Source organism: Salipaludibacillus aurantiacus (assembly GCF_900111295.1).
In the GTDB taxonomy this organism is placed as follows: domain Bacteria; phylum Bacillota; class Bacilli; order Bacillales; family Salisediminibacteriaceae; genus Salipaludibacillus; species Salipaludibacillus aurantiacus.
On sequence record NZ_FOGT01000003.1, the window covers coordinates 1 to 19,155 of the forward strand.

Annotated in this window: 24 protein-coding genes; 6 read left to right on the forward strand and 18 right to left on the reverse strand. The window is 39.8% G+C overall.

Translation table 11 applies throughout. The annotated features are described in order from the left end of the window. The first annotated feature begins 344 nt into the window (after positions 1-344). On the forward strand, positions 345-467 hold the full coding sequence (locus tag BMW59_RS22190) for a hypothetical protein (protein ID WP_281244209.1): 123 nt from the start codon (positions 345-347) through the stop codon (positions 465-467). Between the two features lie 12 nt (positions 468-479). Here BMW59_RS22190 and comGB read toward each other — a convergent pair whose 3' ends face one another. From comGB to BMW59_RS03840, 3 genes are all read right to left on the reverse strand, one after another. After that, positions 480-1,502, reverse strand: coding sequence for a competence type IV pilus assembly protein ComGB (comGB, locus tag BMW59_RS03830; RefSeq protein ID WP_093047722.1), 1,023 nt, complete (start codon positions 1,500-1,502; stop codon positions 480-482). Positions 1,503-1,506: 4 nt separating this feature from the next. After that, a complete protein-coding gene (gene comGA / locus BMW59_RS03835; RefSeq protein ID WP_245732942.1) occupies positions 1,507-2,577 on the reverse strand; it encodes a competence type IV pilus ATPase ComGA in 1,071 nt (356 codons plus the stop codon). A 334-nt stretch (positions 2,578-2,911) separates the two neighbouring features. Next, a complete protein-coding gene (locus BMW59_RS03840; protein WP_093047723.1) occupies positions 2,912-3,388 on the reverse strand; it encodes a YtxH domain-containing protein in 477 nt (158 codons plus the stop codon). Between the two features lie 221 nt (positions 3,389-3,609). Here BMW59_RS03840 and BMW59_RS03845 point away from each other — a divergent pair, with 221 nt between their 5' ends. Together BMW59_RS03845 and BMW59_RS03850 are read left to right on the forward strand one after the other, a co-directional pair. Beyond that, positions 3,610-4,323 carry a helix-turn-helix transcriptional regulator gene (locus BMW59_RS03845; RefSeq protein ID WP_093047724.1) on the forward strand — a complete coding sequence of 238 codons (714 nt, stop codon included), beginning with the start codon at positions 3,610-3,612 and terminating at the stop codon, positions 4,321-4,323. Positions 4,324-4,561: 238 nt separating this feature from the next. After that, a complete protein-coding gene (locus tag BMW59_RS03850) occupies positions 4,562-4,807 on the forward strand; it encodes a DUF2626 domain-containing protein (protein WP_093047725.1) in 246 nt (81 codons plus the stop codon). A 30-nt stretch (positions 4,808-4,837) separates the two neighbouring features. Here BMW59_RS03850 and BMW59_RS03855 read toward each other — a convergent pair whose 3' ends face one another. The 3 genes from BMW59_RS03855 to BMW59_RS03865 form a co-directional block, all read right to left on the reverse strand. Continuing rightward, positions 4,838-5,977 carry a class I SAM-dependent methyltransferase gene (locus BMW59_RS03855; RefSeq protein ID WP_093047726.1) on the reverse strand — a complete coding sequence of 380 codons (1,140 nt, stop codon included), beginning with the start codon at positions 5,975-5,977 and terminating at the stop codon, positions 4,838-4,840. Between the two features lie 252 nt (positions 5,978-6,229). Beyond that, a complete protein-coding gene (locus BMW59_RS03860) occupies positions 6,230-6,415 on the reverse strand; it encodes a cbb3-type cytochrome oxidase assembly protein (protein WP_093047727.1) in 186 nt (61 codons plus the stop codon). Between the two features lie 75 nt (positions 6,416-6,490). Beyond that, positions 6,491-7,132, reverse strand: a complete 642-nt coding sequence (locus tag BMW59_RS03865; protein ID WP_093047728.1) for an MBL fold metallo-hydrolase — start codon at positions 7,130-7,132, stop codon at positions 6,491-6,493. A 220-nt stretch (positions 7,133-7,352) separates the two neighbouring features. Here BMW59_RS03865 and BMW59_RS03870 point away from each other — a divergent pair, with 220 nt between their 5' ends. Beyond that, entirely contained in the window at positions 7,353-7,538 is a 186-nt protein-coding gene (locus BMW59_RS03870) for a DUF2759 domain-containing protein (protein WP_093047729.1), read from the forward strand. 61 nt (positions 7,539-7,599) lie between these two features. Here BMW59_RS03870 and BMW59_RS03875 read toward each other — a convergent pair whose 3' ends face one another. From BMW59_RS03875 to BMW59_RS03905, 7 genes are all read right to left on the reverse strand, one after another. After that, positions 7,600-8,658, reverse strand: a complete 1,059-nt coding sequence (locus BMW59_RS03875; RefSeq protein ID WP_093047730.1) for an MTH1187 family thiamine-binding protein — start codon at positions 8,656-8,658, stop codon at positions 7,600-7,602. A 14-nt stretch (positions 8,659-8,672) separates the two neighbouring features. Beyond that, positions 8,673-9,224 carry a hypothetical protein gene (locus tag BMW59_RS03880; RefSeq protein ID WP_093047731.1) on the reverse strand — a complete coding sequence of 184 codons (552 nt, stop codon included), beginning with the start codon at positions 9,222-9,224 and terminating at the stop codon, positions 8,673-8,675. Positions 9,225-9,238: 14 nt separating this feature from the next. Further along, positions 9,239-10,009, reverse strand: a complete 771-nt coding sequence (locus tag BMW59_RS03885; protein ID WP_093047732.1) for an ABC transporter permease — start codon at positions 10,007-10,009, stop codon at positions 9,239-9,241. Between the two features lie 10 nt (positions 10,010-10,019). Further along, positions 10,020-10,724, reverse strand: coding sequence for an ABC transporter ATP-binding protein (locus BMW59_RS03890; RefSeq protein ID WP_093047733.1), 705 nt, complete (start codon positions 10,722-10,724; stop codon positions 10,020-10,022). Positions 10,725-10,800: 76 nt separating this feature from the next. Continuing rightward, positions 10,801-11,772 carry an ROK family glucokinase gene (locus tag BMW59_RS03895; RefSeq protein ID WP_093047734.1) on the reverse strand — a complete coding sequence of 324 codons (972 nt, stop codon included), beginning with the start codon at positions 11,770-11,772 and terminating at the stop codon, positions 10,801-10,803. 93 nt (positions 11,773-11,865) lie between these two features. Further along, the gene (locus tag BMW59_RS03900) at positions 11,866-12,087 is read right to left on the reverse strand and encodes a YqgQ family protein (protein ID WP_245732943.1); all 222 of its coding nucleotides are present in this window, start codon (positions 12,085-12,087) and stop codon (positions 11,866-11,868) included. A 31-nt stretch (positions 12,088-12,118) separates the two neighbouring features. Further along, entirely contained in the window at positions 12,119-12,631 is a 513-nt protein-coding gene (locus BMW59_RS03905) for a hypothetical protein (protein ID WP_093047735.1), read from the reverse strand. A 140-nt stretch (positions 12,632-12,771) separates the two neighbouring features. On the opposite strand from BMW59_RS03905, the gene BMW59_RS03910 reads away from it, so the two are divergent. Continuing rightward, complete coding sequence (locus tag BMW59_RS03910) at positions 12,772-13,170, forward strand: YueI family protein (protein WP_093047736.1); 399 nt, start codon at positions 12,772-12,774, stop codon at positions 13,168-13,170. Between the two features lie 151 nt (positions 13,171-13,321). After that, positions 13,322-14,239, forward strand: a complete 918-nt coding sequence (locus BMW59_RS03915; RefSeq protein WP_093047737.1) for a hypothetical protein — start codon at positions 13,322-13,324, stop codon at positions 14,237-14,239. Here the strand turns inward: BMW59_RS03915 and BMW59_RS03920 are convergent. The 5 genes from BMW59_RS03920 to BMW59_RS03935 form a co-directional block, all read right to left on the reverse strand. Beyond that, the gene (locus tag BMW59_RS03920) at positions 14,236-15,819 is read right to left on the reverse strand and encodes a rhomboid family intramembrane serine protease (RefSeq protein WP_093047738.1); all 1,584 of its coding nucleotides are present in this window, start codon (positions 15,817-15,819) and stop codon (positions 14,236-14,238) included. The two genes, BMW59_RS03915 and BMW59_RS03920, sit on opposite strands and share 4 nt — an antisense overlap. Beyond that, positions 15,816-16,565, reverse strand: a complete 750-nt coding sequence (locus BMW59_RS03925; RefSeq protein ID WP_177174173.1) for an HAD family hydrolase — start codon at positions 16,563-16,565, stop codon at positions 15,816-15,818. Before BMW59_RS03925 ends, BMW59_RS03920 begins: the two co-directional genes overlap by 4 nt. A gap of 168 nt (positions 16,566-16,733) precedes the next feature. Further along, a complete protein-coding gene (locus BMW59_RS21515) occupies positions 16,734-16,907 on the reverse strand; it encodes a hypothetical protein (RefSeq protein ID WP_177174174.1) in 174 nt (57 codons plus the stop codon). Between the two features lie 123 nt (positions 16,908-17,030). After that, positions 17,031-17,987: an L-lactate dehydrogenase gene (locus BMW59_RS03930; RefSeq protein WP_093047740.1), complete on the reverse strand. Its 957-nt coding sequence runs from the start codon at positions 17,985-17,987 to the stop codon at positions 17,031-17,033. 135 nt (positions 17,988-18,122) lie between these two features. Continuing rightward, positions 18,123-19,145: a ThiF family adenylyltransferase gene (locus BMW59_RS03935; RefSeq protein ID WP_093047741.1), complete on the reverse strand. Its 1,023-nt coding sequence runs from the start codon at positions 19,143-19,145 to the stop codon at positions 18,123-18,125. Positions 19,146-19,155 lie beyond the last annotated feature (10 nt).

The window sequence follows — 19,155 nt, forward strand, 5'->3', positions numbered from 1 at the left end:
CGCAGCCATCAACTCTTCTCGCCGGAAAGGAGCGTGGAGAGCTGACAAAAAGCTGTCAGTGTACACCCTTTTAAATCTCCTAGTAATTTCCATTTAATTACTGGGCTAGTTCTTACGGCCTTTTTCAGGAAAAATGGGACTTAATAATTTAATACCTAATTAATTGTCAATTGACATACCACCGTAGGACTTTAATAGCTTCCAAAATTCTTCTCCTCCAAATTTCCTGTTATCGGCTGCCATTTTCCTTTATAATGGTAATTAAGTTTTTTTATACAGAGAGAGATTTTTTGCAAGGGGGTAATTTTTTGATATCATCAGGCAGCCAAACCGCAAAATCCAGAATGAAAAAATTGACTATAGAACTGGGACGGCTTTTAAATCACAAAGAACGGGAACTCGTCATATGGCTAAGTAAAAAAGAAGCTTCAGAAACATGCCAAAAGTCATACGAGGCTGAAAGGTAAGTCTGTTTTTATTCACCAGGCATCAAGAATAGAAAATACTGGCAGCATCATTGATAGAAACAGTATAAGAATAAAAAATCCTGTAACACACAAAAAGGCAGGCTGAAACACGCTCATAATCCGGTAGATGCTTTCATACATGCGCTGAAACAAATACACAGAAAAACGATCAAGTTCCTCTCCTAATTTTCCTTTTGATTCTCCTAAAGCGATAACTGAAACTAATTGCGGCAAATAATGTTTTCTCTCCCTTAATAATTCGGACAAGTCATTTCCTGCCTTTAAGCCTTCTTTTAAAGCGGCAGCGTCAGTCTGAAAAAATAAAAGCAGGGAATCTTTTTCCACAGCTTGCAGCGTATCATATAAGGAAAAACCGTTTTTAAGTAAAGGGGCTACTTGTGAAGTGAAATAATAGGTGAGAAGGTAGCGGAGGTAAACATTAATATATGGAAACCTAAGTAATAAGTTAACTTGCTCAAACACAGGCTTTCGCTTAAACCATAAAAAAAAGAAAAGAGCACCTGCAAAGACAGCCAGTAAAACAGGAAGCCTCAGCCACTGGGAAAATCCGAGCATCATTCTGGTGATCCACGGCAAATCCTGCCCCATCGCCTTGAAAAACTGGTTAAACTGCGGCAGCACACCTTCGATCATAACGGAACCCATAATAATCAAACCCATGAGTAAAAATAAAGGATAATGAATTATTTTTCTCAGCTTTACTTTCAGCTCGTAACGCTTTTTCAGAATATCTGATGCCTGCCGAAAACTTTGTTTAAGATCCCCGTATTTTTCATTGAACGATAAGTAGCTCACAAGTTCTTTTGGGAAATCTCCTCCTGTTAACTGTTCAGCAAAAGGATTACCTGCATTTAGCTCTTCGAATATTTCACTTATCCATTTCTTCTTATGACCTTCAGTGAAGCCCATATACATTTGGACAGCTTCCGACAATGTATACCCTTCTTCCAGCAAAGATGCCAGCTGATGCAAAAAATCACTGCGTGAACCGTCATGTCTGAATAAGCGCTTCATCTTTTTACCAGCCTCCCTTTCCAAAACGTTCTATTTCTTTTAAAGGGATAAAGCCTAAAGCTGCAGCCTTTTTTAAACCTCTGTTCAAAGAATAAGCAGGATACTGGCTCCTGTTGGTCGAATCCAAATTATATATACATTTCTTCAGCTCCTCATCTTTCAAAATTTCAAACACGGCAACTCTTCGCCGGGCTCTTCTTTTTCGGCAGTAAAGGCTGCAGTCTTCTCCGCAATAAGGACATAAAAGATCAACAAGCCTCTGGGCAGCAATGCCATGAACGACTTCCATTAAATCAGACTTGGAAATCCCTAAATCATTCAGTCTTTTTAAAGCTCCCTGGGCAGAAGCACTATGTAAGGTGGTTACAACCAAATGGCCTGTTAAAGCTGCCCTCACAGCCATTTCAGCGGTTTCACTGTCCCGCACTTCCCCCAGCATAATTAAATCGGGATCATGGCGAAGCAAACTTTTCAGGCCGGCCGCATAGGTGATGCCTGCTCTTTCATTAATTTCCATTTGTAAAAAATGAGGTTCCCTCTGTTCTACAGGGTCTTCAATAGTAATGATATTTTCATGCCTACCTTCTTTTCTTTGTTTCAAAAGGGAATATAAAGTTGTTGTTTTGCCTGCTCCTGTAGGGCCGCAAACGATAATCAGCCCGGCTTTATTCTGTATCAGCTTTACAAGTTGTTTAGATTGGGCAGGAAATAAGGAAAGGGAATTCAGACTTTCGGCTGACCTCTGTGGAAAAAGTCTGATCACGAGGGATTCTGATAAGGGTGAAGGAAATGTGGAAATTCTCATAAAAACTGTTTTTCTTTCAAGTTTCATTTCAAGTCCTTTGTTTTGCGGTCTGCGTCTTTCTCCAATGTCCATTCCTGAAATAAACTTCAGATGCGAAATGAGCTTTTTCATCATTATTTGCGGCACACGCTCCATCACAATCAGCCTGCCGTCTACTCTAAACCGGACGAAAGAGCCTTTCTCCTGAGGAATAAGGTGGATGTCTGACGCTCCGCAGTACAAACCTTCCATTACAATCTTTTTTGTTTTGGTTATGACGTCCATTTTCATCTACCACCACCTTAATTAAAATTTCGTACAGAACATACATTCGACACTTGCAGCCAAATTCCTTCTTTATATTAAAAATAAATATAAAATTTGCTGTGTGCCGCAGATATGAAAATAAACATTATTTTAAATGGGTATTGTTTCAACCACCTTAATTGTCAAAATCACGAAACGTCGGAAAATCAAAAGCTTACTGCGTTAAGAAAACGGAGCGGCACAGGAAACAAGCGAGTGTATTTTTTGAACTAGCAACCTGATGATTTCAGGAAAAAGAATGGCTCTCACATAAGTGAGAGCCATTCTTTTTCACCTGGGTTTGCCCAAGTCCCTTTGATTATTTATTTTTAAGCTCTTCCACATCATCTCTAAGCTTTTCTTTTGTTTCTTCAATTTCTTTTACTACCTGCTCAGCTAGTTCTTCGCCTTCAGCTTTTTCAGAGTCCATTAAATCTTTCACATCAGAAGCGAGATCTTCTCCCATTTCTGTTGCTTTATTGGTAATTTTACCAGTTCTTTCAGATACTTTGCCCCACTGGTCTTTTGCAAGCTTAGACCACTCATCTGATTTATCTTTTGCAAGCTGACTATATTCAGTTCCTTTTTCTTTTGCCAATTGGCTGTATTCAGTTCCTTTTTCTTTTGCTGCAGTTGTCATTTCCACTGTCTTATCCCTGGCTTCATTAGCTTTTGAATTAATATCTGTACGAAGCTCTTTACCAGACTTAGGTGCAAATAACATGGCAGTTGAAGCTCCAACAATAGAGCCTACCACCGCTCCTATAATAAAATCTTTTGTATCCATTTTACTCATTTAAGACATCCTCCTTCAATTTGGTAATATGTACTTTTTCTACGCTGTTAAACTTATTCCTTCTTTTCAAAAAAATAAAACGTGAAAATTTTCCCTTTTCCTTATTCTCATTATTTATTACATTTTACCAGTTTAGTCACATTATTAGCTTGAAAATACATTTATTTATACATATTGCTGTAATATAATAAACATAGACTAGAATTTGGGAGTGAATCGGTATGGAACAGCAAACTTTAAAGATCACCGGCGTTTTATCAGATCCGACACGATTTTCAATTTACCAGTATGTGAGCAGGCAGCACCGGGATGTGACTGTTCAGGAAATAGCTGATACATTCAGAATTCATGCCAACGTGGCCCGCCTTCATTTATCAAAGCTCGAGGATGTGGACATGTTAGTTTCAGATACAAAAAAAACCGGAAAAGGCGGCAGGCCAAGCAGATTTTACAGATTATCAAATGAAGTCGTCAGTCTTCAGTTCCCTTACCGGGATTACCAGCGACTTTCAGAAATTGCCATTCAGACATTGAGTTCCCTCGGAGAAGCAGGAAAAGAAGCCCTCGTTCAGACAGGAGACCGTTTCGGATATGAATCTGCTAAAGATTTTGTCTCATCCCTCGGTGAAAACCCTGATGATATGGCAGTCGCAGAAAAAATTAAATTTATTGAGAAAATCGCTTTAAACCAGGGGCTTAACCCGGAGATTCATTACGATGAAGAAAAAAACGAAGTCATTTTCCGTATCTTCAATTGCACGTTTAAGGAAATTGCCCCCTCAAATCAAGGCGTTTGCCATATGCACCATGCGCTTATAAAAGGGATTTTCCGTTTCTTCTTCGATGACGTGAACCTGCAGGAACAATCCAATATGTTTGAGAAAAACGAAATGGCCTGTACGTATACAACAGTCGTACTTAACAGCCAGACTTAATACGATTTACTTTGAATTCCTTTCTATATTAACAGGCCGGGCTCTGTCTTCTCAAATTAATATTCATTATTATCACCAGGACTGCTATTGTCCGGTGGCTTAGGCGGTGATATATGATATTTCTACTGACAGAGCTTTCCTGCTCTTTGTTTACAAAGTTGCTTATTCGATTTATAATAAGGTGAACTGACTTACGTTCATATTTTTTGTTACGCTACATATAAAGGAGGGGTAAGTCGTGGATCGCATGTTTAGAGTGCTCGGGTTCTGGACCGGGATTTTCGCTGTATTGTTTATGGTTGGGGATATGCATGCAGCAGCAATATTATTCTTCGGTCAAACAGGAATGTTTATTGCACTCAGTTACTTAAAGCTTTCAGAGCGCGTATATGTCTATATTTTTGGTGCTTATTTAACGTTATTTTTTGTTGGGTTTACGTATTACACCACATTTATTATGGTGCCTGAAATTGGCGGACATTAAAGACCTCACTGAAACCTTGACTTTTAAAAGTCAAGGTTTTTTAATTTGGTAAGGATCTTCATGAAATAAGCTATAATTTTCTGCTTCCTTCAGGTCCCTGCCATAAATGTTTACCTGAAAGGATGAACTGATGCCGCCCGGATGAACTAAAGACTGTATCGCCCTGTTTTTTTTGAATTCTTTTGAAAAAGGATTCATTTCAGAAGGCTCTTCTAAAAAAGAAAACAATCCTGCTTTTAATAAAAAATGGTCCTGGCGCTCATGGCAGACGAAGTTAAACCCTTCCTCCGAAACGATTTTCTCATAAGCGTCCCATGGAATATGAGAGGTAAGATCCATTTCTCCAGGCCTTTTTAAAGGATCGTTAACCATCTCATGGTTATAATACCCCCGGATCGACCCTTCTTTTCTTTCAGGCTGAATTAATTCCTCGTTCCTGTAGCCATAGTCCACAGTGACCAGCATTCCTTTATTAATCCACCCGGCTGTTTCCCTAATCCAGTTCTCCATTTCTAAACTGACTTCTGTACGGAAACCGGGAGGAAGATCAGGTCCAAACCTGGCGATCCAATTAATAACTTCTTCGTTTCTGCACGGTAAAACCTTTTCATGAAGGGAACTGTTCACGGGTTCAACATAAACTTCTTTCAGCCCCTCTTCACCCTGTTCAACTATATGAACAGGAAATGCATCAAGCAGCTCATTGCTGAAGAAAATTCCGTCAAAATGAGGGACTTTCTCTCTTAATTCACTGAGAGAAGCATAGATTTCGACACAATCTCTAAATTCGTCCAGACGGTTTAAAAGTATCCGTTGGTGATAGGGGCTGGATTCAATTATATAGTAACGCAAGTCTTTAAATACTTGAGGTTTCTCTCTAATAAAGTAAGAAAGTGTATGATAAGCAAATGCCCCATCCCCTGCCCCTTGTTCACATATGGCGGTCTGGATCTTTTCTTTAATAAACACATCTGAAAAAAAACGGGCAAACGTCTCAGCAAAGACGGGGTGAACATGGTTACTGGTATAAAAATCTCCTTCTTTTCCAAGTTTTAAACGGTTTTTAGTATAATAACCGGCCTCCGGATCATAAAGAGCTGTATCCATAAAAAATGCAAAATTCCAAGGTGGTGTCGATTTCTCTTTAAGCTTAGCAATCAACTCATTCATGCAGCGTTTCTCCCCCAAAAAATTATTTTAACACTGTTGACATAGTGTTAATGTCGAATTATAATGAAAATGTCAGTAGAACAATGATCTTCGGGAGTTCCCCCTCCCCCCTCAAAGTTCATTGATACTTGATTAACTCCCCAAACGGCCTTCTATGTTCCCCATGGAAGGTCATTTTTTTGTCAAAAAACAGTAATTGCTGTCATATCACTTCTTCAAAAATAGGAAATGACACAACAGCAATAAACCTGCTTAATAACTCTCTTCTTCTTCTTCTTCAATTTCAAAGATTTTTCTTGAAATATCTTCTGTATCGTTAAACTGGCCTGTCCGTTTGCCCCAGACAAACATAAGTATCGCAGCCCCCGACAAACTAAGCATAGTTATTAATAATACCCATGCTTGCACAGTCATAGACGCGAGTAGCTGAACATTCATTATCCTGCCTCCTGTTCCATTTATACTCCTATTTTGAGTCACATAGTTAGGAATATTCACAGAAAAACGGGAAACTTACCAGCCAAAACCATTGATAAACGGGTTGGTTTCTTTTTCTTCACCTATCGTTGTGTCCGGGCCATGCCCATTGGCGACAATCGTATCATCCGGCAGATTCAGCATGACATTATGAATCGTATTCATAAGTGTTTCCTGATCCCCGCCTGGAAGGTCGGTTCGCCCCACTCCTCCCCTGAAAAGAACATCTCCGGAAAAAACGACTTTATTGTCCGGAAAATAAAAAGCCACACTTCCCGGGGAGTGGCCCGGGGTTTCATACAGTTCACACTCAAAACCTTCTATTTCCACCAAGCCTTCTTTTTCATAATAAAAATCAGCCGGACGGCACGAAATCGGCTCTATCCCCATGAAAAGGCCCGAACCGTTCAGGTCCGGTTTTGTAAGCCATTCTGCTTCAGCTCTATGTATGTACACCGGACAATTAAACGTTTGCCTGACTGCTTCAACAGCTCCAATATGATCAAAATGAGCATGAGTTAAAATGACAGCCGCTACGGAAAGCCCCTCACTTTGCAGCCAACTCAGCAGCTTCTCATCATCCCCTCCAGGGTCAACCATTAAAGCCTTGTTTGATTCGTTATATATAACAAACCCGTTTGTTTGCAATGGACCTAAAGATAATCGTTTCCATTTCATATTTATCCCCTCCTTGTCTGCTTTTATTGTACTATGGAAAGAGTAAAATTTTCAAAGGCAGTTATAATTGAATACATTTTTCATTCATTTACTCGACAAAAATGAAAAAAAAAAGTAAAATAAGGGATGAACTTATGCTTGCAGATCAGGTTATGCTGTGGCAGAAATGAAATTAAACTACATAAACTGTTACAGTATTTATTTAAAGGAGGCAAATGAGATGATATTGGGGATCATCACACTGTTAGTCACAATTTTATCTTTACTTGGCGGGTATGTTGAATTAAAACGCAAGAACTTCTTTGGAGTAGGCTTTGCAGCCATTTCAGTAGCTGTATTTGGCTGGTTTTCTATCCGTACGTTATTAGCTGTCATTTTTTTCGGAGGCGGCGGAACTGTCGGTTAAACCGTTATAAACTAAAACCTGTCCGGATGTCCGGACAGGTTTTTTTATGTTTTAATTTTTATTATTCTCCCAAATTTTTATTTACCGCCTCCACCTTTCCTTTCATGGAAGAAGGTTTGTCCCTTCTGTCATCGATCCGTATATTTGTTGCTACCCTCATATGGCCCAACTTAAAGGGCACTTCCTGGATTTCTTTCATTAATTCATATAAATCCTTAATATCACCCTCAATAATTGTACTCATAGGTGTGAGTTCATAAGTTACAGGCAGCTTGGTTTCTTTTAACAGCCGGTGCACCTCTGTCACTACTTCAGATACACTTGTAGATGCTGAACCTAGCGGCATAATAGTAATATCGGCAATAGCCATATGTTTCACCTCTCTCTTTCGTCTTGTTTTTCTGATTTTATACGGAAACTCTTTTAATGCCAGTGTCCGGTAAGCCCTGATGGCAGTCTTCACATGCAGATCGTCAGGTTCAGAAGTCGTCACCTGTTTTTGTAAATAACCTGACAAAGAAATGAGCCATTTATGAACAATTGTTTCTTTTGTCCTGTGAAGCCAGTAGGTCATAAAAGGGAGCAGCAACAGTGCTCCGTAAGTCGCCCTTTCCACTGAAACGCCCCACTCCACCCCATACAGAAAGAATAATAATGTGAGCGCAGCTGCAAGTATTAAAAAAAGGATGATTACGTTTGTTGAACAATAACGGTTAGTAATATTCGCCTTTTTGATCTCCTTAAGGTGTCTGACCGATACTTTATCTTTATAACTGAAAACTTTGTGTTCGGCCCCATGATATTTCCTCAATTCTTTAGGGAACCAGAAATGAGTCCCGAACAAAAAATAAACAAGCACATACCATGGGAGGCTGACACCCGGCGTTCTTCCAAAAAGATTAAAAATAAATGGAAAGGTGATTAATAAAACTAAAACACCTAAAATGAGATGAAACCATAAAGGCATCGATAGAAAGACTAACTTTCCTGTATAAAGCATGTTTTTCGGCGTGACAGGTTTTATCCATAGCCGCTCTCTTCCATTGTCATTGTACGAACAAGCAGCGTATTTTCTCCCGATGAATATAATGCCTTTCTGAAAGGATAGCCCCTTTACCATAAATTCGTGCCCCTTTATCCTTCAGTTTCCACTACCCAGTAACTTTGAATCTGCTCCTCTTCGAAACGGTCCTTCAGTCGAGAGGTCTCCTCCCCTGTCAATTGGTGCTCAGTCCACGTGTGGTAATATCTTACGACAACAGCATCCGTTACAGGCTCGGACAATTGAAACGTCACAGTTCCAGCCGGTCCCAGCATTCTGTTATCCTGCATTTCATTTGGAAAAACAGCAACTGCGCCTTCTGCTGAAAAAAACCACTCTTCTCCTTCATATACAGGGGCGTCCCCTTGAAAAAGCGTCGTTTCCGAATGAATTACTTCGTTGTTACCATCCTCGTATACAAGTTCAATATAATCATTACCATGAAGCCCGTCTTCCGGAAAATCATTCCATTGCCAGTCGACTTTAACGGTGTCTTCCGCCACTTTTTCCATATGAACAGAGACAGCGTTTTTTAAATTTTCATTTGAGATCGTCTCTGTCCCGCCAAGACTTAAATAACCGAAAATAAATAAACCTACCATAACTGAGAAAGGCAGCAATAAAACAATCTTATTTTCTTTCATAATTAAAAACTCCTTTAATTTTCCTCAATCTTTATCATCTGCTGGTTTTCATTAAAGAAAAACCGGTAAAAAATAATGGTGACGAACATGGCGCTTAAAGAAACTGAAGCGAATATGCTTAATGATATAACAATTTGAAACCTTATGGCTTCAATAGGCGCCACCCCTCCAAGTATAAGTCCTGTCATCATCCCAGGCAATTGAACAAGACCGATTGTCTTAAGGCCATCCACGTTTGGAATCATCGAAGATTTAACAATTTTCCTTACAAGTATTTTAGAAGCTTGTTCCGGTTTAGCCCCGAGAGCAAGGGCGGCCGTAATCTTACTTTCTCCCTCTTTAAATTCACTTTTCATTCTTTCCAATGCCAGCCCTATCGCCACCATACTGTTGCCGATCACCATCCCGCTCATTGGAATAACCTGATCAGGCTGAAATGAAATCATCTGAAAACCGAGCCACATCGCAAGCACGAATATTTCAATAATAACAATAATGCAAAGGGTTATTGGCCTGACATAAGGAATACCAGTCCCTTTTTTACTTGCATGAAATGCCGCGACGAGTATCATGACAGTCAGCATAATGGTAATACCAGTCAAAGGCTCCAATGAAAATAAGTATGTAAGAATATAACCAATAAGAAACAGCTGAACGATCCCTCTAAAGGAAGACCAAAGAATGGGTCCACTTAATCCTAACGAATATAAGTAAGAGAGAGAAACTGGAATCAGAACAAAAAATATTAGAAAAAACATAGACAAGTTAGAAATCTCCGGTGCCATGGGATCTTATTCACTCCTTTAAAAACGCTTGAAGGCGTCCGCTTTGCGGGTCAGTCAGAAGGCGCCTTGTATCACCTTGTTCCACAATCTCCCTGTTATACATGAAAAACGTACGGTCTCCCAGCCTTTTCGCTTGTTTTATATCATGAGTTACCATTAAAACAGCTTTTACTTCTTTGGATACGATACCTTTTATAAATTGTTCAATGACTTCCACGTTTTTAACATCAAGGGCACTTGTCACCTCATCTAACAAGAGGACTTCTGGCCGATTGGCAAGCGTTCTTGCGAAAGCAACTCTTTGCTGCTCCCCTCCAGACAATTCTCTCACGTCTTTAGACAAAAAGTCAGTCGGTAATTTCACGATTTCCAACAGCTTTTTTCCCTCTTCATGTTCCCATTCGTTGAATAAGGAAGGTCCGAATTTTAAGTTGTCTTCTACAGTGCCTTCAAACAAAGATGACGACTGAAAAACCATCCCTATCCGTTTGCGAAGTTGTTCAATTTTGTATTCTTTTATATTTTTATTATAGAAAAAAATCTGACCGGTTTCAGGATCCGCCAGACGGTTTAATAACTTAAGCAAGCTGCTTTTTCCTGCACCGGAAGGGCCGATCAAAGTAATGATTTCACCTTCCGACACATTAAAATTGATGTTTCTGAGAAAGTCCGATTGGACGTTTGACGCTTCTAAAACAGGTATAGGAGCCCCCATAAGCTAGACATCCTTTCATTTATCGCATATAAAATAAAGAGAGAATTGAAAACCCGCTCCAATCCTCTCCTGATATTTATAAAGATGTGGTTTTTTGTCTGGCCAGCCATGCTGCGCCTATGACTCCGGCATCGTTCCCAAGAGTGGCAATGTTTATATTTGTCTCAGCTGCTATCTTCGGAATTGAGAACTGTTTAAACGCTTCTATCACATTATCAGTTAAAATGGAGCCGGCTTTGGAGACGCCTCCTCCAAGGACAATCGTTTCCGGGTTTAGGGCATTGGCAAGATTGGCCAGCGCAAAACCTAAATGTGTACTTGACTCTTTCACCACTTTAAGAGCTGTTTCATCGCCTTTTTTAGCTCCATCAAACACGTCTTTTGCCGTCACTGTTCCCGATTCAGTTAAAATATCATTTAAATATCCTGTTTTATATTCTTCCGCAGCTTCCCGCCCCAGTCTTGCAATTCCTGTAGCAGAAGACACAGTTTCAAGACAGCCTTTCTTTCCGCAATTACACGGGGCACCTTCGCTTTTTACTGCAGTTATATGCCCGATTTCCCCGGCTAACCCGCTTTCGCCATGAATGATCTCACCGCCGGCAATAATTCCTCCTCCGACACCAGTACCAAGTGTAACCGCGAGCAGGTTGTCAGCTCCTTCACCGGCCCCTTTCCATTTCTCTCCTCCAGCAGCTAAATTAGCATCATTATCAACAATTACCGGTATATGTAACAGTGTTTCAAGTTCACTCTTTATCCCGTAATTTTTCCACCCTAAATTCACTGCTTCAATAATTACTCCATTTTCTACATCTATGTAGCCCGGTGCTCCGACACCCGCGGCAGTCAGTTGATCAGGAGTAAGGCCGAGAACTGCAGCCCTGTTATGAATTGATTCTGCGATTTCCTTAATAATATATTTTCCATTGTCCGTTCGGTTAGTTGTAATTTCCCATTTGTCTGTAATGTGCCCTTCATGTGTGATGAAAGCTAATTTTACCGTTGTCCCGCCAATATCGGCGCCAATAAATAAAGGTTTTTTCATTGTCACATCATCCTTCTCCAACTTTTTCTACGGCTCTATTGTACCACGGCTTCCTGCACGCCACCCTGTATGTGATGAACATTTATAAAACATTTAGTGTTCTTTTCCGCGTGACCCTTCCTTTATTATGACAAGTTTTGCGTCCCGGTAAAACCGGGCATCAACCAGACCAAGCCGATATAATTCCTGCACTTCTTCCTCAACCAGGTCCAGATCGGCTTCCTTATCGCCTGTATAAATATATCCACGGTATGTTCTTATATGCTGGATAAGCTCAAAATAAGTCATATTAAAGGCTCCTAACTGTTCATTCATTAACAGGGAAGTCTCCCGGCCACTTTACTTATTATAACAGTTTTAGAACGGCTAATAATAGAAAAAGGATAAGAGGCAGAAAATGAATAAAAGCAACGTATTTGAAAGAAATAAACAGTTTAATCATTAACAGGAAGCCAGCAATCATTGCAGCCACTCCTAAAGGAACAAGCAATAAAAGAAACCAGGCAGAAAACCCGAAAGCGGCGAATTCCATCCCTAAAAGGAAAAAAAATACCCCGATTACGATTAAATGGATATGCTTTTTGTAAGGGAGGTATCCATAGGACGGGTGGTGCAGACTAAAAAGCAGTAAAATAATTACAAAACACATGATAAACAGTAAAATTTTAAATAGCAGCACAGGGAGCCAGAAGAAAAATGCGGCTCCAATGATCAACCCGAATACTAAAGGAAGTATTGAAATACATCCTGCTATAACCATTAACACAGGGAAAGGGGATCTCCCTTTTGCAGCCGGAAGCATACCAATAATAAAGCACGCTAAAAAAATGGTGAATATTTCTCCAATAAATTGTAACATAGCAAAAACCCTCCTTAATTTCTAATGTATGTCCTAAAAGGGTATTTAAGGACTGTCATTTCATTTGATAGAAAGGGTTTACACTTGATATACTGTTTAAACATACAGGAAGTCTAATAGAGAGAAAGAGGGAACAAATTATGTCTCAACAGAAATTAGAAGATATTCTTAAACAAGGCATCTATGGCTCACCTCAAATAAGGCCTGATGAGAAAAAACTGTTTTTAAGCACGTATTCGGAAAGAGTCTATTTAGCATTAACTAAATCCCAAGTCAGACATAAAGTCATTTATGCAAAAGCTGAACAGACGATGCAAGCGAAAAAAGACGCCCATTTATATATTAACGGGGGCCTTAATTACCAGTATTACAGTAAATACATCCAGTCAGCTAATAAAAATTCCATTCCTTTTACTATTGTGAACGATGGGCAAAATTCCCCTTTAGGGATTGTTCTGGCATCAGAACGTTCAGCCGTTAATAATGAAGATCACATGTTTATTAATGATGATCTTTATAAGGATGATATGGGCGATTAATTCGAAAAAGCGAGGACCCTCAAAGGGTTCTCTTTTTATTTCCCTTAAAACAATCCATCATTATACCGAAGCACCAATGGTGAAAGACATAAATGACTCTCTTGAAGCATATAAAAAAAATAGATGTGCTTGTCTGCAAGGAGGATAATTTATGTTTAAAAAAATGAACAAACATTTTTATAAAATTTTTTTCTTCTCATTTACCGCTGCCGTCATTCTTTCTTTTACATCCTTTTCACAATGGACATTTATGAATGAAGTATTTATTTTTTTTCCTGAGGATGAACAGGTTTTTTTCAGGGAAGCCAAAACTGAATTAGACTTGCTAAGCAAAAAGGATGATGACGAATACACACTTAAATGGTCGTTTGCCTCTGAAACAAATAAGCCTGCTTTTCTAAGGAAAGATATGTCTATACTTTTTGACAATGGCATATTTGCAGGGGCGAGAAAACAGTCATTAAAAGATCAGCTGTTTATAGAAGAGGCGGGCACTTTTGAAGGTGAAGACAGCGGAAGGTATAATGCCATAACATTTCATCATGCTGAACTTCATTACCCTGAAGACATTTATAAAAGCAAACATACATGGAGTAAAGACCAGCTTTATGTGATTGATTCCCCGCTGACTCCATTATATTCATTTAAAGAAGCGGACACTGAAGAAGATGCCCAGAGCAAGAAAATATTGGATTCGATCATTGACCAGCAAATGGGCTATGTACTGGAAGGTTTATTGGAAGAGTTTCAAATCTCTGCAGAAGATTATTACCTGTTTACCCTGCTCGATTTACCCGATTATTTAAATACGCCTCTTCCCGGTTTAACAGAAAAAGAGACTTTCGCCGTATTAGGACGCTTATGGGAAGGCTTATACAGATACTATATTCTAGGAATTAATACATTCACTGAGGAAAGTTACTCCCCTGAGGGCAACAGTATTCCTCATATTTTACTTCATAAAGAAGGAACCCACCTTTTAATTCTTTATGAAACAAAAGATGGGTCCCGGCAGCAGCTGCTGCAGATGATTCCAAAAGAAGATCCTGCAGCGGATCAGGAAGATTAATTAAGATCTTCAAGTTCAGATTTGAGATCCTGGTAGTCATTATTGCCAGGGTCGGCCTCCAGGGCCTGTTCTACCCTCTCTAAAGCTTCTTCGTATGAGCCTTCCTCGTAGTAAATTAAAGCGAGGTTATATTGAGCTTCGTGAAACCCCGGATAATCATTAACCAGTTGTTCAAGATTATCTTTAGCCTCTTCAATCTCTCCCGTACGGATTTGAGTATATGAGAGTAAAAAGGCTGCCTCCCGCAAGATTCTGTCATCCGTTATATACTGAGTGCCTTCCTCGAATTGATTAAGAAAATGAAGGGCTGTCTCATAGTCTCCAGCTTCTGCAGATTCACGGGCCATCTGGTAGTAAATGACATAAATTCTCTCCGATTCCGCATCCTGGCTGTACCCGGCCAACAGCAGAATGGCCGACCCTGTCACAGCAGCCAGAAGTGCCAGAGTTTTAGACCTGGCTCCTTTTTGTTTAGGCAGCCCAACTATAGCCGAGCCTGCAAACCCTCCGATTAATCCTCCAATATGGGCGCCGTTATCCACCATCGGCACTAAAAAACCAAAGGCGAGATTAATTACGAGAATAACGATTACATTCATCCCCATCGTACGAAAAAAAAGACGCTTATGAATCAGGCCAAAATACAAGAGCGCCCCAAAACAGCCAAAAATGGCACCGCTCGCCCCTGCCGATACATTATCATTAAATACAAAACTTGAAACAGAGCCTATAAACCCTGCTAAAAAATAAATAATGATAAAACGACTCGTACCAAAGATGCGCTCCACTGCCCCGCCTAAATAGAATAAAGCAAGGGAATTCATAAATAAATGCAAGAAACCTATATGTAAAAACATCGCACTGAAAAACCGCCACCATTCCCCTTCTAATATAAGAGGGTCAAACTTGGCCCCGAATTGTATCAAACTCAACGTACTGGTTGTAGAGCCCGCCATTTCCACAAGACCGAACACCAATAAAATAATGCCTAATAAAAGAAAAGTAAAATAGGGTTTCCCGAAAAGGAAAACGCCTTTTTCAGTTTCCTCCTGTTTCCGTAACGATTGTTTCACATTGTATTTTAGTGTCCTGAGTAAATGTTCTTCCTGTTCGTCGTCTTCAATATAACTTTCAGGCAGATAAGGGGGCATTTCCTTCAGTTTCCACTCTGTAGCAATAGGAAATAAGCGGTTTTTCAAATCACCTAATGGGATGATCAAGGTTCGGAACTGTTTTTTTCCGCCCGCAGTCAAAGGAAGTGCTTCATTCGTGTACCGTTCATAATCATCTACAGGCAGATAAGCTGATAAGATTACATTGGTGACGTTAGCCTGTCTTAAACCAAGACGCTTCCTCACTTGCTGTGCTCTTTCTTTAATTTTTTCTATATCCCTTTGCAGCTGGTTGCTCCAGTCATAGTTTTTAAGAGCCAGCCTGATCAAATGGTAAGGTTTTTGGCGGTCATCTTCGATCCAGGCTGTTTCTTCACGTTCATTAAGGTGAACAAGCCTCATTCCTTCCCGGTTAATTAAATGGTGAAGGGTTTCCCAAAACCTGATCGATTGGGTCAACGCATTCATAAAGCCCTCCTTTCCCTGACCATTTTTATCAGTTCGTCTTTTAAATGGGTAAATTCTTCAAATTCTGCTGCAGGCTGATGTTCAGTCGGTTTATCTTCCTTACGCGTATTAAGAAAAATAGCCTCCCACCCGGCCTCTATAGGACCGGCTACATCATGTTCCCAGGAGTCACCTACAAATACAATGTCATGAGAAGGAAGTTTCAGTTTTTCTTCCACCAGTTTGAATATTTCTTTATCAGGCTTAGAAACCCCTGCTTCTTCAGAGATAAAAATATGTTCGTCGGCGACCCATTTATTGATGCCTAATTTTTTCACTTTATTATATTGGGTGTCTGCAGACCCGTTAGAGACAATTGCAATTCTAACCCCATGCTCTGTTAGTACTTCAAACAGCTCGTGCACCCCCTCAAAAGGTTTACTGTACTCATCTATAATGCTGTAATAATGGTCGTGGAAAAAATCAGCGTAATCATTTCCATAAGGAAGAGCCAGATCTTTCATTGTTTCGTTAAACCGGATACGCCGATACGTTTTACCGTCCACTTCCCCGCTTTCATATTTGTCCCAGTATCTGTCACAGTTCAGTTTAAATACTGGAAAAAATTGTTCATAAGTAATTTCGTGTGCCTCGTTAATATATTTATCGCTAAATGTCTTGAAACATTCTTTAATTGCCTTTTTAAAAGCCTCTTCATGGCTGAATAATGTATTGTCTAAATCAAAAGTAACGGCTTTCCAATCCATCTGCCAATTCACCCCGGAATTTATTATATCAAATTGGTTATTAAAACTGTAATTAACATGATTCCCTTCCTTGTATAAGAGCAAACAAACACAAAAATAAAAAGCAATGACATTTCCTTCCTGGGTAAGAAGAAAATCCATTACTTTTACTCCCCTTTAACCGTTCCGTTACCTGAAGGTTTCATAAATCATTCTTTCTCTTACAGCTGGAATTCTCATGACCATAGAGACACCCCATTTTCTTATCCACCGATTGGCTAAAAGTCTGTTAATTACACGGTACCTTCTTCTGATTATAATCCCTGTTAAAAAAATACAAACAAGGTACATTAACCATTTCATTTTGTCATCACTCCTTAATAGTTAGAATGAGACAAAAAGGGGTTCCTTATCCAAAAACTAAAGAGCATTTTAAAGGTAAAGGAAAACCTTTAAAATGCTCCTGATTAACGCCTCTCCAAACCATTAACTTTCGTCAAAAACCGGTTTCATCGCTTCTTTTAAGACTTCAGCAGAATGATGAAGCTGTTCCATTTCTTTTTCAGATAAATCAATCTCCACTGTTCTCTCCACACCTCGTTCGGAAACAATGGCGGGAACGCCGATATAGAGATCGTCTAACCCGTATTCACCTCTCATAAGGGTAGATACGGTCAAAATAGAATGTTCGTTTCTCAGCACCGCTTTTGTTAGCCGGGCAAGTCCCATTGCAATTGCGTAATGAGTGGCGCCTTTTCTCTCAATAATGTGGTAAGCCGCATCCCGGACATTTATAAAAATTTCGTCCAGGTCTTCATCTTTACCTTCCGGTTTATATTTAGACATGTAGCGCTTTATTGGTTCTGAACCTATTCGTGTCTGGCTCCACACTGGAAGCTCTGTATCGCCGTGTTCCCCCATAATATAGCCATGAATGTTTCGTACATCAATATCAAAGTATTCACTTAGAAGGAATCGGAAACGAGCGGTATCCAATATTGTTCCTGAACCGATAACCCGCTCCATAGGAAGACCGGAAAATTTCCATGTAGCATACGAAAGAACATCCACAGGGTTGGTAGCTACAATAAAGATTCCGTTAAATCCGCTGTTCATAACCGAACCTACAATATTTTTAAATATTTTTACGTTTTTGCCAATTAAATCGAGTCTAGTTTCTCCAGGCCTCTGGTTTGCTCCTGCAGTTATAACAACGATATCGGCATCTTTACAATCTGCATAGTCACCGGCCCAGATTTTAGTTGGAGAACCAAAAGGAATCCCGTGATTCAGGTCCATGGCGTCCCCCTCAGTTTTTTCTTTATTTAAATCAATAAGCACCATTTCATCAGTAATATTCTGGTTAATTAAGGAAAAGGCATAGCTTGAGCCTACAAAACCAGTTCCAATAATAACTACTCGAGACGTTTTTGATCCGTACATAAAATATTGCCACCTTTCAAATGAATATCTAATATTATGTGATCTGTTTCCAATTGTACAGTAATTCAAACGTATGAAAACCTCTGAAAGCGAATACAGATTGTCAATTTTGTTACATTATCACAGTGTTTAGATTTACATCCCTATATAACGTGAAAAAATCGTTTTTGCACGGGAGGGATCTTCTGTCCCTTGCACCAGCGTCCGTCCATCAGGAAATAAAACGAGTGTTTCGCCTTCCTCCACCTGTACTCTGAGCAGAAAGGGGGTTTTCTTAATAGTTTTGGCCCTGGGGCGAAGCTTTTCTGCCCATTCTTCCAGGTCATAAGAAGAAGGGTTAATGATTTGTGTAGTCTCCCTGCCGCATAATGTGGTTACCTGGTCGCTTTCAGACTGGTTTAATGACGGAAATTCTCTTAACTGGCAAGTTGGACACTTTTCATTAGCTTTCCCAAGCTTCATTGAAAAATGATGGTTTTTCCAAACATCGAAAGTAGTCAGTTCTTCCGGAATCTCATGGCTGTTTCCTGTCAGAAGTTTTATGCAGGCCAATGCTTCCAGACTTGCTACAATGTCCACCACCGGCGAGAGCACACCTATCGTATCACATGTCTGTCCAGCGGCATCATGAGCCGGGAACAGGCAGCGGAGACAACATGTTTTCCCTGGAATAAAAACCGCGCCCATTCCCCTTGAACTGACGGCTCCACCGTATATAAACGGAATATTGTATTTATAGGCTGCATCATTAATTAAATATCTAGTCGCAAAATTATCTGTTCCATCAACAATGACGTTAACCCCGTCTATAAACTCTTCCAGGTTATTAGAAGAGATATCAGTGACGTGTCCTTCAACTGTAATATCACTGTTTAGTTTTTTTAGTTTATTTTCTGCTGCGACTGCTTTAGGAAGATAGTTTTCAACGTCATCTTCATCAAATAGTGTCTGTCTCTGCAAATTGCTTAATTCAACGTAATCCCTGTCACAAAAGACAAGGTGTCCGACTCCGGCGCGGGCCAGATGGTTGGCAGCCACTGTTCCTAACGCACCCATTCCGATAATAAGCACTTTTGATTCAGCTAATTTTTTCTGTCCTTCTTCCCCAATTGGATTAAAAAGCATTTGTCTTGAATAACGTCCCCACATTTCTTCCATCCCGGTTTCT